Annotated in this window: 13 protein-coding genes and 1 tRNA gene; 3 read left to right on the plus strand and 11 right to left on the minus strand. The window is 51.8% G+C overall.

The genetic code is table 11. The features are described from left to right. Window positions 1–165 precede the first annotated feature (165 nt). A complete protein-coding gene (locus JMG82_RS10255) occupies window positions 166–1,188 on the minus strand; it encodes a M14 family metallopeptidase (protein WP_201352641.1) in 1,023 nt (340 codons plus the stop codon). Next, window positions 1,185–2,600 carry a glutamate-cysteine ligase family protein gene (locus tag JMG82_RS10260; RefSeq protein WP_201352642.1) on the minus strand — a complete coding sequence of 472 codons (1,416 nt, stop codon included), beginning with the start codon at window positions 2,598–2,600 and terminating at the stop codon, window positions 1,185–1,187. The genes JMG82_RS10255 and JMG82_RS10260 overlap by 4 nt, the downstream gene beginning before the upstream one ends. Window positions 2,601–2,669: 69 nt before the next feature. On the opposite strand from JMG82_RS10260, the gene JMG82_RS10265 reads away from it, so the two are divergent. The 3 genes from JMG82_RS10265 to JMG82_RS10275 all read left to right on the plus strand — a co-directional run bounded on the left by JMG82_RS10265 (window position 2,670) and on the right by JMG82_RS10275 (window position 7,884). Beyond that, window positions 2,670–2,816 carry a hypothetical protein gene (locus JMG82_RS10265; protein WP_201352643.1) on the plus strand — a complete coding sequence of 49 codons (147 nt, stop codon included), beginning with the start codon at window positions 2,670–2,672 and terminating at the stop codon, window positions 2,814–2,816. A gap of 191 nt (window positions 2,817–3,007) precedes the next feature. Continuing rightward, on the plus strand, window positions 3,008–5,125 hold the full coding sequence (locus JMG82_RS10270; RefSeq protein ID WP_201352644.1) for a hypothetical protein: 2,118 nt from the start codon (window positions 3,008–3,010) through the stop codon (window positions 5,123–5,125). Continuing rightward, the gene (locus JMG82_RS10275) at window positions 5,122–7,884 is read left to right on the plus strand and encodes a hypothetical protein (RefSeq protein WP_201352645.1); all 2,763 of its coding nucleotides are present in this window, start codon (window positions 5,122–5,124) and stop codon (window positions 7,882–7,884) included. The genes JMG82_RS10270 and JMG82_RS10275 overlap by 4 nt, the downstream gene beginning before the upstream one ends. Window positions 7,885–7,894: 10 nt before the next feature. On the opposite strand, the gene JMG82_RS10280 is transcribed toward JMG82_RS10275, so the two are convergent. The 9 genes from JMG82_RS10280 to JMG82_RS10320 form a co-directional block, all read right to left on the minus strand. After that, entirely contained in the window at window positions 7,895–8,533 is a 639-nt protein-coding gene (locus JMG82_RS10280; protein ID WP_269089347.1) for a GGDEF domain-containing protein, read from the minus strand. Between the two features lie 329 nt (window positions 8,534–8,862). Next, window positions 8,863–8,937, minus strand: a tRNA-Asn gene (locus tag JMG82_RS10285). 73 nt (window positions 8,938–9,010) lie between these two features. Next, complete coding sequence (locus tag JMG82_RS10290; RefSeq protein ID WP_201352647.1) at window positions 9,011–9,958, minus strand: radical SAM protein; 948 nt, start codon at window positions 9,956–9,958, stop codon at window positions 9,011–9,013. Continuing rightward, the gene (gene hemE / locus JMG82_RS10295) at window positions 9,955–10,977 is read right to left on the minus strand and encodes a uroporphyrinogen decarboxylase (protein WP_201352648.1); all 1,023 of its coding nucleotides are present in this window, start codon (window positions 10,975–10,977) and stop codon (window positions 9,955–9,957) included. Before hemE ends, JMG82_RS10290 begins: the two co-directional genes overlap by 4 nt. Then, window positions 10,974–11,486, minus strand: a complete 513-nt coding sequence (locus tag JMG82_RS10300) for a YqhA family protein (protein WP_236579220.1) — start codon at window positions 11,484–11,486, stop codon at window positions 10,974–10,976. The genes hemE and JMG82_RS10300 overlap by 4 nt, the downstream gene beginning before the upstream one ends. Window positions 11,487–11,488: 2 nt before the next feature. Next, entirely contained in the window at window positions 11,489–12,517 is a 1,029-nt protein-coding gene (locus JMG82_RS10305; protein ID WP_201352650.1) for an aspartate-semialdehyde dehydrogenase, read from the minus strand. Between the two features lie 196 nt (window positions 12,518–12,713). Continuing rightward, the gene (locus JMG82_RS10310) at window positions 12,714–13,865 is read right to left on the minus strand and encodes a sigma-54-dependent transcriptional regulator (RefSeq protein WP_201352651.1); all 1,152 of its coding nucleotides are present in this window, start codon (window positions 13,863–13,865) and stop codon (window positions 12,714–12,716) included. 129 nt (window positions 13,866–13,994) lie between these two features. Beyond that, entirely contained in the window at window positions 13,995–14,399 is a 405-nt protein-coding gene (locus JMG82_RS10315; protein ID WP_201352652.1) for a hypothetical protein, read from the minus strand. After that, entirely contained in the window at window positions 14,375–14,872 is a 498-nt protein-coding gene (locus JMG82_RS10320) for an LPP20 family lipoprotein (protein WP_201352653.1), read from the minus strand. Before JMG82_RS10320 ends, JMG82_RS10315 begins: the two co-directional genes overlap by 25 nt. Window positions 14,873–14,888: the final 16 nt, after the last annotated feature.

Consider the following 14,888-nt stretch of genomic DNA (forward strand, 5'->3'; position numbering starts at 1 on the left):
GTGGATGACCCGATGTTTCAAAGCGTTGGGCGTATCACTGTGATGGGCGCCGCACAATGGCTGAGCCGATGGCCGGATATCTGATTCAAACATCGAGTGACCCTGTTCCGGTTCTTTCCGGTCGGGCTTGGAGGAGAATTCCGCAACAGCTTCATCAGCCACCACCTAGAGTTGCGGCATCGCATAGCGCTCCATCAGGTAGCAAAGGCAGTCCTGGCGAATGATTTTCAGGTCACGGGTGATCATGGCCGGCATCATCCGTTTGGCAAGGCGTATTTCGTTCTTTTCCATCGTGAAGAAATCGTCGAAACACTCCCTGCCCGCATCGTCGAAAACTTCAAAGCGTGCTCCCGAACCCGGGCGTACCCATCCGAAGGGTGTGCCGGCGGGCAATTCTTTGAAGTTGTCCTCTTCCAGCTCTTCCGGAAGACGGATGTCGGTGTCGGCATCCGCAAATCCGAAAGAGAAGCGTTCGGGTATCGTGACGCGGGCGACGGTATGGAAAACTTCCACCTCTTTGGTATGCGGGCCGCGGTGGGGGAAGGCCGAGAGGTGCAGAAGCGAATCGACGAATTCGGCGGCGTGTTCGATGCCACGGGAGACGTGAGGTTTGCCGCATTCGATCGTGATGGCGGGGCAGTACTTGGCCAAAGCCATCGACTGGACCCCTTTGGGTGTCTCGAAATAGACGATGATGCGTGAAAAGAGCGACGCCAGATAGAGAAAGTCGGATTCGAGTCGGTTGATGCACCCGTAATGGGGGTTTTTGCCCGTATTGTTGTGAATGTCGATGCTGGCGAAAAGCGGTTTTCCCGTCACCCGGCGCACCACTCTCTCGATGAGGTGCGCTTCGTCGCTCTGGGGCTCTTCGCCTTCCGGCCAGACACGGTTGTAGTCAGGCTGCCCGTCGAGCCGCCGCAATCCCTCTTTGGCTGCATAGACGTTTCCGAAAAAGACAACGAGGGAGCGGGGCAGGGGACGGTTTCGATATTTTTTCAGAATTTTCTGGATGGCGAAAAGCCCTGTGTCTTCGTTGCCGTGCAACAAGACGGTGACAAAAAGCGCCTCCTTGTGATGCCCCTCCAGAGTCAGCAGCGTGGGATGAGGCAGTACTGTGTGCAGATTGCGGGCCTCCTTTATTTCCAGCAATCCTTCGGGGACGCTGGTGAGTTCGATCAGGGGAATCATCGTACGCTCCATGTGTGTACCGGTTCTCCGATACGCTGATGGTGCCAATAGGCTTCGGTCATTTTCTGCATATCCTTTCCAAATTTTTCGACATAGGCGAGCTGCCATACCGCGCCGTTTTGTCCTTTGGCGACGCGTGTTTCGACGATACCGAGGTTTCTTTCAATATCTTTTTCGTCGATTTTCATCGACTCGAGACCCTCCCTTGCCAAGGGCAGGAGAGTGTTCAAAACGAGATCGCGGATCTTCTCCTTTCTGTCGTTCCATTCGATTCGGGCGTCCAGCCCGTCGCGGCAGGCGGCGTAGAAGTTCGATCTCGCGGCGGAAAAATCGGCAGGGTAACGGTTTTGGGCACACTGTGGGGCCAGACTTGCCGCAAGGCCATAGTAGAAAGCGGCGTTGGCCAGCATGTCGACCAGCGTCGGGCCCGAAGGCATCACCCGGTGTTCGATACGGAAATGGGGCGTTCCGTCTTCGTCGAAACCTATCAGCGGCCTGTTCCACCGCCATATGGTGCCGTTGTGCAGGCGCAGGTGCGCGAACGCTTCGGGCTCCGCGTCGAAGAGTATCGGCAGCAGAATGTCGTAGGCATCGACATTTTCGTCGAAGCACTCCAGAATGCTCTCTTTCGCGAAGCCGCTCCCGAAAGAGACACGTTGCAGCCCTTCTCCCGTGTCCACCGACTGTTCGAAAAGGGGAATGCGCGTTTCGTGCCACAGCGTTTTGCCGAAAAGAAAAGGGGAATTCGCCGAAACGGCCACGCTCGCGGCAGAGGCGAGAATGGCGGCATTGTAATAATGGTGGGCACTTTCGAAAGGGACCTGGGTATGAATCTGGAAGGATGTGGCCGCCGCTTCGAGCATGACCGAATCGTGCCGCATCGTCAGACGCTCGTTTTTCCCGGCAATATCGAGCTCTACGGGCCGACCGCCCCGCTCTTTGAGCACCTGCTCGTTCAATGCCCGGTACCGTTTGAGGCCCGACATGTTTTCCAGGCAGAAATCGGAGGGTTTCAGTGTGGGGAGTATGCCGATGCTCAATGCCCGCAGCCTCATATTTTCCGCCGTTTCGTTCGCCGTTTTGCAGGTATGGTGCATCTCCGCGGCAAATTGCCCGAACGCATCGGCGCACAACGGTCGGGGAGTGTTGTTGAGTTCGAAATTGAATTTGGCAAGCTCCATCGATGCCATATCGTCGTGAAGCCGACGTAAAAACTCTTCGTTCCGCGGGGCGGGACGCATCTTTTCGTCCACGAGCCATCCTTCGATTTCAAAACCTCCCACATAGGCGTTGCGCGAACATTTTTCATTTTTGTAAAGCTCTTTGAGGTGTTCCGTTTCGTTTCGAAGACGTTCCGAAAATTCGGGCCACGCATCGGAGCGGAAACGGTCCTGTTCGATTTCTGTTCCCATGGTGTTATTGTATCCTGAGTCGGCTTTCGAAACGATGGGTGGGAAGAAGATATTTCGATTTGGTGAGGAATGTTTGATGCATTCGGTCCCGGTCATTTGAGGGCGATCGCCGCTATTTTTGGCGAACATGACTACGACTGCCCCAAATGCCGAGGAAATATGCTCCAGATCCTTGAGGGGGAAGATATGCGGCTGATACGGCTCGAGACGGCGTGAACTTTTTTCTTTAAACAGCGTTCTACCAGGATTAAGGCGGATGGAATTTTGAGCGTGATAGTATAAAAACAGATGAGCTGTCTTCTTAAAATGCAAGAGCGTTCCTACCGGTAAATAAAACGATAGTTGCCTGTCGTATGCATAACATCCGTCAGTGAATTCTCTTCTTTTCGACGACAAGGAGCTTTCCGATGGAAATCGTCAAAAAAGCCATTCTGTGGACTCTCCAGATATTCATAGCGATAGGATTGACAGGGAGCCTGATGTGGGGGAAGGACGTCATGGATTCGCGTGATTCCAAGCTCTCCCACCGTGTCAAAACACTCTTTGACGGGAAGTTCGCCGGTAACTGGGAGCCGTATGAAAGCGCCGGCGGCAATTTCAAAAAATTTGCCAAAATCGATCATGGATTTTTAAAAGTCGACGTGCCGGAAGGAAACAACTGGGGCAAGACCGGAATTTCCACAAAAAATGCGCCGCTGAAAAATTGCGGTGCCAAACCTGAGAAAATTCAGAAACTGACGTTTGTGTTTCGGCCATCAGTCAACAATCGGTTTGTCATCGCTCTCATACCCGCTTCGGCTAAACTTTTCGACGAATGGAATGCCCATGAAGCACGAATAGCGCTCCTCAAGGAAAAGGACAAACCACATCAGTTGGCATTGTGGATAAGAAGAGAAGAGGTGGGTCGTGTGTCGGTCGATGCCAAATCGCTCGATAAGCTTCAAATTTTCCTCTATCCGGATGGAGAAATCGATGTGCGCGGCCCCGCCGGCCAACTTTTGCTGCAGGGAAAGTTAAAGGACGAAGCCCTCGATGATGCTTTCAAACTCTGTGTCCTGGCTCATCCGACCCATGCCAACGAACCGGCTTGGATGATGCTAAAAAGCATTCAACTCGAAGATATACTCTGGAAACGGCCAATCAGCCCTGATAGTGTGTTGACCGAAGAGCAGGAACTGGATCTGTTCAAAGAGGGACGTTTGGGAGAATATTGGGAGCGTTACGCCAGTGCCGGCGGCAATTTCGCCAAACATGCCGGACTCTCCGGTGACGGACTGGTCGTAAATGTACCGAAAAGATCCTCCTGGGGACATGTGGGATTGAAATCCATTCAACCCCTCGTATGGCTGGACCGCTTTGGCAAAGGGGCGGAGGAGGAGTTGGCATTTATATTTGATCCCGAACGTACGACAGGATTCGTTATCGCCCTCAATCTGAATCCAATTTTGGATGGAAATGCTCCCGGGTGGCCGAGACTTATCTTTCATTGGCGCAAAACTGCCGATGGCAAGGCCCGCGCTACTTTGATTCGGGATGCAGAGCGCAAACCGGTTTTTGATGTGACCGTTTCTGCTGTCGCACCGAAAAGGGTTGATGTTTTACTGACCCCGGATGGCGCCCGCTTCAAGGCGAAAGGACTTCCTGACAAAGTGGTGCCCTGGAAGGAGCTGATGGAGGGAACAGGCATACGCCTGACAGTCTATTCCGCACCGGACAAAGCCGATGAAGCGGTAATGATGGCTCTGACTGCCATCAAATTGAGGCGCAAGCCGGGACTATCCATAAAAGAGCCGCGGCCGGCACCCGGTGTCAAACCCCTGCCGGTCAAGCTCTTTTTTGATGGCAAACCCGGTAACTGGTTCGAACGGGCGGCTGTCAGGCTGGATGCCAGGCAATGCGCCCGATACGAAGGGGGTAAGCTGATGGCGGATGTGGAAGCAAAAAAGACCTGGTGGGGAAAATGCGGCCTGATCTCCTCCCGCCCGCTTCAGACGTTCAATCTGGATCGGCGGATCCACAGAACCCCCTACCGTCTGACATGGACCTTCGATCCCAAGGCTACCAGTGGCATACAGGTCATGTTCGCCAGTGGTAAATATTCGGAGATGTGGCCTGAAAAATTTCTCTATTTCAGTTTCATTCGGATGCAGAACGGTCCGCATAAAGGCGATTATGTGCTGGATTTGGGTGGAAGCGGAGAGTATAGGCGATGGGTGAGTGGCGATTGGGTGAAACGTCACTGGGACGGGCGCATCATCATGGAACTTTTCAGTGACCGCTGGCTGCGCCTGCGCATTCCGGATGGCCCGGTTATTCGGGATTACCGCAACCCCCTTTTGTATGGTGGTTACATGACCGTATATGCCCATCCTCCTTTTGAGCGAGGTGGGGCGCACATGGAACTGAAAAAGATTACCGGAGAGTGGGTGATGCCGGAGGGAATGACAAAAGTTCAACGATGGTTTTTCACGGATGATGAAAATTTCGATCCGGATACGTTTTTACGGGAGGTTGTGGAAGAATGAAGAGAAGATATTTGCAACTGATTCCAACGATTCTGTCGGTTTTGTTTCTAACTGCATCCGAAATGTTCGGTGCCAAAGTGCCTTCCGACACTGACAAATTGAAAGAGCGGATTGCAAAACGGCTTCCCCAATTGAGTTATCATAAAATGGAAGCGCTGATGGCACGTATTGGCAAAAAGACACCCAATGGATTTTACGATTGTCTGTGCAAGCAGTCAAGAGGCGATGCCTCGATGGGTGTCAATGTCTTTTATCATCCGCAAAAACTCGAAGGCTCTCCCGCATGCAAAAACACTGCAGCCGGTCCCTGTGTGGCCAGCGGATTGGGTTGCTGGCGTTTTCAACTTCCCTCCGATTCGAATATGTGGCGCTATTGTATAGAGAACAACAAATATGACGATGGCAAATCAATCATCGATCTTATCGCCGACTCCGTTGTGGGTCTGCGTCAGGAACAAAGATGGAAGAAAGCGAAAAAGAATCGCCCCCATTGGATGAAATATCCATCTTCGGTCGACAACTACGCGGTCAAGCTTTCCCACTATTTTACAAGACTGCAGTTAAAAGGCTTTCCTACGAAAAAGCTGAGAAAGCTCAATGCCATGATTCGTGCCCATATCATGCGTTTGAAAACACCCGGAAAACTACCGACATTCTGGCACTCTCTTGGACTTCCCTCCCCTGGCGAGCTTTTGAATGGGAAAGTGCCGCCCGGGGAGAACCGTGAGCAGTTGGAAGCCTGGAGAAAAGGGCTTCTTGAAAAATACGACCGCTATTTTCTCAAGCTTATGAAATCGGAAAATCCTCTGACCATTGCGGAAGGAATGCGAAAATATACCAAAGCGATGCAAAGATACGATGAGGCGGCTCACCTGATGGCTGATGGCATATTGGATGAGATTTCTGCCAACCAGGATTTTGTGACGAATATTGTCGAATCTGTTCCCGGTGTCGGCGATGTCTTGGATGGTTTTGCACTGGTGGGATATTTGGGAGAGAAGATCGGTCTGACGGAGAGTCGCAACTGGACCCTAAACGGCAAACAGGTGACAGCGCTTGACGCCTTTTTGCGTTTTGCCGGACAGGCCGCCCCCAAGGCATTCGAATCTCTGCTAAAAAGGTCCGCTCTCGCCCGCGACATCGTCAAGGGGATTGGCGAGATGTCGGGAAATTTCGGACGACGATCGAAAGAGGTTATGAACAAGATTCTGGATGGTTTCGGCACTACGTCACGAAAGGGGTACGACAGAATCGGAAAGTATCTGATCCATCAGAGGAAAAGGATCATGAAATCCTTCGAAGAGAAGATCAAAGTAGCCAAAAAAATATTCAAGCGAACACCGGAGTATGCCGAAGCGGCAGCCCGACGGGCCAAAGATGTAGGAGATGCCCGGAAGCTGCTGAAGCGGCTTCAAAAGACAGCGAAAGGGAGTTCCGAATACGAAAAGCTGGTGATTGAGCTTCAGAAGAACAAGACCGCCCAGTGGCTTGTAAATACTGACGAGTTTTCCGATGCGTTTCGAAAAGATATCAATGACCATATTGCCAAATGGTATAAAAAAGCGGATGCGGGTACGGCACATGATATCAAACGAATTCTCATGGCGAATGAAAAGGATGTGGAACGGATCGCGAAAGAGATGAACATCGATCCCGAAGTGGCGAAAAAGTTTAGGGAAAAAGCGAAAAACTTAGCGAAAAAACATGGAAAAAATCTGGAAGAGATAGAGATCGATACACTCAAAATTACCAACCGAAGGCCCAACAAAAAAGGTATCGGTGTCGGAAGAGACCGGGATTTGACAGACCAACTTGTTTTCAAGGTGAAAGGGGAAGAGGGCAAGGTGACCAGGTTAACGATGGATGTGGACCATAAATTGAGCGAACATATCTATGAGAGGAATTTCTACAAAAATCTGCATAATGGGAAATTGCCCGACGATCCGAAAAAGATTCATGATTGGGTTCATAATCATATGGATCAGACCGTCACGTCAAAGTGGCATCCCGAGGCCTATAATGTTGGTGAAGTCTCCCTGGATGATTTTCTCGACAAGGGCATTACCCCCACGATTGCCCGGCCTGCGGATGTGGCCGATACTATTGTCTTCAAATCGACCGTATGGTTCGATAGAGCCGGTAAAAGTGCCGACCCGGTTATGAAAGCCAGGAACGTGGCCGAAGGAATGCGACAGGCCACGAAACAGTGGAAAGATCTTATCATGAGTCGTGCCAAGCAGTATGGTCTGCCTCCCAATGCCATACCGGAGCAGCTTGAAAAAGCGATGAATATTTTTAAAAAGGTCGCAACGGGTAAAATGATGCCGGAAGAGGGTGAGTATATTCTGAAAGAGGTACTTCATACAGACAAAGAATCTGTTGTCAGACAGATGGGCGCTTTTTTTGAGGGAATGGAAAAAACCAGTGGCAGGGTATACAGAGCAGGCAAGGCAGAGTATTACGAAAAAATGATTCGTTCCATAGCGGGTTCAGGAAAAGATGAAGCCGAGAGAATCCAGGGAATGAAAGCCTTGTACAATGCTCTTCAACAGGGCTATATCTCCGCAAGTAAGTTCCGGGCGCTTCAGGGTGAAATATTATCGGAAAAGATGCGATCGTTTCATACCGCGTTTGAGGCGAGAAAATGGGCGAGGGTAGCCAAAAAAGCGGGTGTTATCAGTGGTGGACAGTATTCGGTTATTATGAGAAAGGCGAAAGAATTGGAAAACGGTGAAAGCGATGATAAGGCATCGAAATGAGATGGAGTGACTATTGCCAGTGGACCCCACCCATCATCTTTTTCTCTCTTTCCCTGTTCGTTTTACCGCAAACGGCTTCGTCGCCGAGATGATCAACGACTCGAAAGGGAAGTTTTTCGGTTTTCGCCGATTCAAGCGCCACTTCGGCTTTTTTGATCAGGTCCCCGATGGAAGCCTGGCGCCCATATTGGGTACAGGCACCGTACGACAGATGCACCTCCACGGTCTGATGTTTGTGGCTGAAAGCCCTGGAAGCGATACGTTTGTCGATGCGCTCTATGAAAGTGCGAACGCCGCATTCGTCGCAGTGGGGCAGAAGCACGAGAAGTCCCGGGCCGTTCCAGCGCCCGATGATGTCGGATGGGCGATTCTCTTCATTTTTGCTGCGTGACTCTTCTTTGATGAGATCGGCTATTCCTTTCATCACCATGTCACCCGTTTTCACCGTATAGCGCATATTGATCGAATCGAGATTGGTGAGCTCGACGACAACGAGGGAGATTGGCTTGCGTTCGTGGGCGACACGTTTGGCCGCTGTCGATCCTTTGCGCGCAAACATGGGGTAATTCCATGCTCTGGTGATTGCGTCTTTGTATTGCGCATCCGACAAATCCTTTTCCAGACCTGCAATGATTTCATCTTTTTGCACGCACCTTTTTTTGCATGAAGATTTGCAAAGAAGATAAGGAACCGATGCGACCAGAACCAAGAAACCCAAACAGCCAAGCAGCAGTGATGCTTCCAAAATCTCTCCAATATCGACATTCGTTTTCTGTAAAATCCAATTTTGCTATAGGAATATCGGTCGAATCTCATAATTTTACAGTGATCGAATGTGATTTTCAATGAAAATAAGAGAAAACGACAGAAATTTTCTATTGTCAATGCGCCACTGACAGACTTTGCCGATTCAAATATAAAGCGCAATGAAACGAAGAGTGCGAAAGTTCAAAAGATAGGGAGTTGGAGAAGTTGAAATGGCTCCGGATGCTGGATTCGAACCAGCGACCAAGTGGTTAACAGCCACCTACTCTACCGCTGAGCTAATCCGGAACCTGAGAGGGTGTGATTAGGTCAATCACGGCGAGAATTATAGAGCAAAATCCCCCGTTTGTCAAGAGAAATTTCACATTTTTTTCTCATTATGTTTCGAAAAACCGGTCCCGTAAAATGTCAGGTTGCCGACTTTTTTGGTTTTTATTTTTCCCGTTTTCAGCAGTTTTTCAAAGCGTCGGATCGTATCCTCATCGAAGAGTGTCCCGATGTCCTCCATCGTAAGGGGACGTTTGTGGAGTGTCGAGAGGATTTCATCTTCACTGAAACTGCTTTTGGCCTCTTTGGCCCGGTATCGGCCCGCGATACGGATGGGCAGCGAGGGGTCGAACTTCTCCACGATGGCGTGAAGCTCCCTGTAGCTGAGCGGTTCGATGGGGTAGGCGGGCGGCCTGTCGACTGTGCCGATGTCGATGCGGTCGGCACCAAGCGTGGGAAGGATACGGTTGAAAGCCTCGATCTCGTTATCGGTCGTGTTGATCCCTTTGACCATCAGGATTTCCAAAACCAGCTCTCCCTTGTATATTTTGCGAAACTGCCGGATGCCTTCGATGATCTTCTCCAAATCGACCGATTTGACGGGACGGTCGAGTTTTTTGAAGCATTCGGGAGTGGCGCAGTCGAGGGAGAGCTTGACCGTGTCGAGTTTCGCAAGTGCTTTTTGGATACGCGACAGGTGGATTGTCGAAGCGTTGGTGAGAATGAGCGTTTTGTAACCGTTTTTAACGGAGTTGATACGGTCGATCAATTCATCCAGAAAGGGATAGAGGGTCGGTTCGCCGTTGGCTGTAATCGTGATGACATCGATGTCGGGGTGCTCTTTGAGGGCCGCCTCGAGTTCACTCATGATTTCATCCACCGTGGGAGGGTTTTCGATGGTTTCCACTGCTTTGGCGGCGGCCAGCTCGCAGTAGAGGCAGTCGTAATTGCACTGTTTTTCGCCGGGGCTCAGGTCGATGCCCAGGGAGGTGCCGAAGCGTCTGGAGGGGATGGGCCCGAAGATGGTGCGGTAGCGTGTCACTTCTGGGCGGTGATTTCGTGAACCAGGTCCACGAAGTATTTGGCGTTTTCGACGGGTACGTCGGGGAGTATGCCGTGTCCGAGGTTGAAGATGTGCCCATCGCCCTGCATGATTTCATGCAGGGCCGTGACGCACTCCTTCGTCGCCTCTTTGGAGTAGAGGCGGCAGGGTTCCATGTTGCCCTGCAGGACATAGCGGCTTCCCAGTTTCTCTTTGGCCAGAGCCATCGGAGTGCCCCAGTCGACCCCGAAGACATCGAAGTCGCCATCGATGTCGTCGAGATAGGCGCCGATGCCTTTGGGGAACATGATGACCGGAATGTCGGGAAATTTACTTTTGATATGGGAGGCGATCTCTTTCATATAGGACCAGCTGAATTCGAAATACATGGGCTTCTCGAGCGCCGCGGCCCAACTGTCGAAAATCTGTACCGCATCCACGCCCGCTTCGATCTGTTTTTCAAGATAGAGTTTGACCACATCGGTCACTTCCCGCAGCAGGGCGTGGATGAGGTCGGGCTGGGTGTAGATCAGTTTTTTGACGATATTGTAGGTCTTGGTGCCGCGCCCTTCGATCATGTAGGTAATCAGTGTCCAGGGAGCGCCGGTGAAGCCGATGAGTGCCTTGTCGTCGGCCAGGCGGTCCCGGACGATTTTGATCGTGTCGTAGACGTAGGTGAGGCGGTCGGCGGCATTCGGTTGCAGGCGCTTTAGGTCTTCCATGGTGTGGATCGGATCACCGAATACCGGGCCTTCTCCCTTTTCGAAGCGCAGGTCCATCCCCATCTCCAGGGGAATCACCAGAATGTCGCTGAAAAGAATCGCCGCGTCGACGCCGACGATGTCGACCGGCTGCAGCGTCACTTCCGCCGCCATTTCGGGGTTTTTGCACAGATTCAGAAAATCGCCCGCCTTTTCACGGACGGCCATGTATTCGGGAAGGTAACGTCCCGCCTGGCGCATCATCCAGACCGGAGTGTAGGGTGTGGGTTTGCGAAAGCATGCATCTTTGAAAATCATTGGTGGTTACCGCCTTTGTGTAGGAAATAGAGCCCGAGGGCGAGAGCCAGGATGGCCCCGGCGAAGTAAAGCAGTTCCAGCGGGGAGTCGTAGGTTGTGTGAAGTACCCGCTTGAAAAAGCTGACGACCAGGACCATGACAATAACCTTCGCCAGTTTGTCCTTCAGCTGGTCGAGTGAGTGGATCTGCAGAATTTTGGAGCTTTCCGAATTTTCAGCCGCATCGATATTGGAGATGAAGAGTTCGTAGAGGCCGAAACTGAAGAGCAGCATCACGACAGCGATCAGGTAGAGGTCGACGGCGCCGATGATGTCACCGACCACTTTTTCGTGAAAATCGGCCGGATGAAGATGATGAATATAGACATCCACCGTATAGACGGCGATCTGATAGATGTCTACACTGGCTATGACAAAGAGGGCGATGGCGCCGATCATCGAAAAGATGACAGGCAAAAGAATGAAAAATCGGGTGTTCCACAATGTGCTTTCAAATATTTTTTCGAGCAGGTTCATTCCGACTCCAACTCGATCCATTTGAGGGCGATACGCACGGCGTTGGTCGCGGCACCGACGCGCAGGTTGTCCGCCACGACGAACATGTGGACGACATTGGGCCGGTAAAGGTCGCTGCGTATACGCCCGACGAAAGTTTCGTCGCGATCGACGCAGACGATGGGCATGGGGTAGACGCCGTTGGCGGGATCGTCCATCACGACCAGGTTTTCGCCCCGCTGCAGGGCTTCACGCACGGCGTCGGCATCGGCGTCGCGCTTGAGTGTGACGGTGACGCTTTCGCTGTGGCCACGCAGCACGGGTACGCGTACGCAGGTGGCAGCCACTTCGATGGTGTCGTGCAAGATCTTGCAGGTTTCGTTGACCATCTTCATCTCTTCTTTGGTGAAACCGTTGTCCATGAAGACGTCGATCTGGGGAATGACATTGAGTGCGATCTGGTGGGGGAAGCGCTCGTGTGGGCTTTCGTCAAGTTTGAAGGCAAAGAAGGCCTGCATCTGGTTGACCATCTCCTCCATGGCGCTTTTTCCGGCACCGGAGGTGGCCTGGTAGGTGCTTACGTCGATGCGTTCGATGCCGTAGGCGTCCTGGAGGGGTTTGAGAGCCTGGACCATCTGGATCGTCGAGCAGTTGGGGTTGGCGATGATCCCTTTGTTTCGCCACTGCGCGATATCTTCCGGATTAACTTCCGGTACCACCAGAGGAACTTCGGGGTCCATGCGGAAGTGGCTGGTGTTGTCGACGACCACGGCACCCGCTTCCGCCGCGAAAGGAGCGTAGTGGGCCGAAACGGAACCGCCTGCGCTAAAAAGCGCGATGTCGATCTCCTCTTTTTCGAAAATGGTTTCTGTCAACTCTTTGACGACCACCTCTTCGCCTTTGTATTCGATTTTGCCGCCTGCGCTTCTGGCGCTCGCCATCGGCACAAGTTTGGCGACGGGGAAATCGACCGACTCGAGGACTCTAAGCATCTCTTCACCAACCGCACCCGTGGCGCCGATGACAGCTACATTGAACTTTCTCATATGTTATTGACCTTCGAAAGATTTATGGTTTTGAAAAATTACGCGATTATAGCGTATTGGGGATTAGGGAATGGTGAACGGTGAAGTGAGTTTTGAGGGTAAAAGTATGACTCCAAGAAAAAATTTCATACAAAATTGAGCGAATCGATTAACCAGGCGCCATGAATCAGCTTCACTGTGACTTGGCGATTCCGTGCTAACTTCTCGCATCCAAAAACAGATCCTCCGGCGCGATTGTTTCCTCGTCGGAGAGGATGGCGGCACGTTCGACGACGGCGATCAGTTCACGGATATTTCCGGGCCAGGGATAGGATAGAAGTTTCTCTTTCGCCTCTTCGCTGAAACTTTTGGGTTCGAGTCCGTACTTTTCAACGATTTCGGCAAGGCTCTTTTCGGCGATGGGAATAATCTCTTCAACACGCTCTCTTAAAGGTGGAATCTGGATGGGAATGGTGGCGATACGGTAGTAGAGATCCTCACGGAAGGTCTGTTCGTTCATTTTCTTTTTGATATCGGCATTGGTGGCGGCGACAATACGTACGTCGATCGGAATATCTTTGGTGCTGCCGAGTCTGTGAATGATCTTTTCCTGCAGGGCTCGCAAAAGTTTGGCCTGAAGGTGATAGGGCATTTCGGCGATTTCATCCAAAAAGAGGGTGCCGCCGTTGGCCGCTTCGAATTTGCCAATTTTTGACTCGACGGCATCGGTAAAAGCCCCCTTTTCGAACCCGAAGAGCTCACTCTCGATCAGGTTTTCGGGGATCGCCGCCATGTTGACGGCAATGAAAGGTCTGCCTTTGCGGGGGGAGTGTTCATGGATCGTTTTGGCAAAAAGCTCCTTGCCCACGCCGCTCTCGCCCAGCAGCAGCACAGCGGCGTCGCTTCTTGCCGCCTTTTTCGCCAGATTGAGCGATTTTTCCAGTGCTTCCGACATGCCGTAGAAGAGGGAATCGCCTGGAGCGGTTGAGCGGTTCGCTTTTTTTCCTCCGATACGCTTTTGGGCCTTCTGGCTGCGCCGGATGGCCTCGACCAGGGTCTCCACTTCGAAAGGTTTGGTCAGAAAATCGCTGACACCCAGACGTATCGACTCAATGGCCCGGTTCAATGTGGCATTGCCGGTAATGATGATGGCATCGTATCTGCCGTTCAGTGTTTCGAGAAACTCGATACCGTCCATCCCCCGCATATTGATATCGGTGATGACAAGATCGTAGCTTTCATCCAGTTTTTTGAGTGCCTCTTTGGCGTTGCGGAACGTCTTGACCTCGAACTCATTCTCGTAATCGCCCAGTGCGATTTCGAGCGATTTGCGCATATTGATATCGTCTTCGACAATGGCGATTTTCATTTTCTCTCCTGCCTGAGCAGAGTGCGAACGCCAAACACTAAATAGTGATCATGGAACAGCGAAATGATGGATATCAACTTCTCTCCTACCCACGTAATGGCCGCAAAGCAGCTACCTGGCAATCGACAATCAATGGCCAACAACCTTTTTAATAATAACCAATCCGTCGTTAAAATCGACTTGCAGCGGAGTGGGGGGAAGAATGAGCTCCAGTTTCTCCTTTTTGGCGACGAAATTCAGGATGTTTTCGTAGGATTTGACAAAGACGCCATGCTCGAAAAGGCATTCAAGAAGCTTCTGTTCCTCCTCTTTGGCGAAATCTTCGAAACTCTCTTTTTCGGTAACGAAGGTGCAGACGGGCAGGCTGTTGGATGGGAACGGAACCATCGCTTTGGAGAGATAGACATGCTCATCGATGATGATGAAATTTCGGCTGTAGAGATGGTACGAGATGTAATAGTCCCCGGCGAAAAGCGCCGGAACCGGGAGTAGAAAGAGTAAAAGACGAATCAGTTTGCCAGCCGTGGATACCACTCGCTGCCGTTCACGGTCACTTCCATTTCGACTTCGCAGAGTCCATCGCTGAACTTGGTGTCGAGAATGCGCGCGTTGCGGATCATCGCATCAATCTGCGTACGAACGGTTGAACGACTGATCATCATGTTGCGGATCAGATCCCGTCCTTCGACCCTGACACCGCATATCTTTTCGCCCAGCTGGCGGTAGGCGTCGGCGATGGCGGCCCGTTTGGCGAGGGCTCTCGCCTGGGCCGGAGAGACGGTGTTTACCGGTGCGACTCCCTGGCCGACGACCTGGAAGTGGATCGTATTGCGCGCGGTGAGGGTACACGCACTCTTTTTGGGAATCTCGATCTTTTTCAGTTGCGGTTTTGGCTGAACGACGACCGGCGGCTGAGGGGATGGCGTCTGTTCCACTTTGGGAGTCGGACAGCTTTCCGCCATCAAGGCCGCTGCAAGTGCCGTTACAAGCAGTATCCATCGTTTCATAGGTTGGCTCCTGGAT

Source organism: Hydrogenimonas urashimensis, from assembly GCF_016593255.1.
Classification (GTDB): domain Bacteria; phylum Campylobacterota; class Campylobacteria; order Campylobacterales; family Hydrogenimonadaceae; genus Hydrogenimonas; species Hydrogenimonas urashimensis.

Bases quoted from the DNA above. Each gene is read 5' to 3' on its own strand.
- JMG82_RS10275 (WP_201352645.1), top strand. From the start codon at position 5,122: ATGAAGAGAAGATATTTGCAACTGATTCCAACGATTCTGTCGGTTTTG.
- JMG82_RS10305 (WP_201352650.1), bottom strand. From the start codon at position 12,517: ATGAGAAAGTTCAATGTAGCTGTCATCGGCGCCACGGGTGCGGTTGGT.
- JMG82_RS10265 (WP_201352643.1), top strand. From the start codon at position 2,670: ATGTTTGATGCATTCGGTCCCGGTCATTTGAGGGCGATCGCCGCTATT.
- JMG82_RS10260 (WP_201352642.1), bottom strand. From the start codon at position 2,600: ATGGGAACAGAAATCGAACAGGACCGTTTCCGCTCCGATGCGTGGCCC.
- JMG82_RS10310 (WP_201352651.1), bottom strand. From the start codon at position 13,865: ATGAAAATCGCCATTGTCGAAGACGATATCAATATGCGCAAATCGCTC.
- JMG82_RS10320 (WP_201352653.1), bottom strand. From the start codon at position 14,872: ATGAAACGATGGATACTGCTTGTAACGGCACTTGCAGCGGCCTTGATG.
- hemE (WP_201352648.1), bottom strand. From the start codon at position 10,977: ATGATTTTCAAAGATGCATGCTTTCGCAAACCCACACCCTACACTCCG.
- JMG82_RS10270 (WP_201352644.1), top strand. From the start codon at position 3,008: ATGGAAATCGTCAAAAAAGCCATTCTGTGGACTCTCCAGATATTCATA.
- JMG82_RS10255 (WP_201352641.1), bottom strand. From the start codon at position 1,188: ATGATTCCCCTGATCGAACTCACCAGCGTCCCCGAAGGATTGCTGGAA.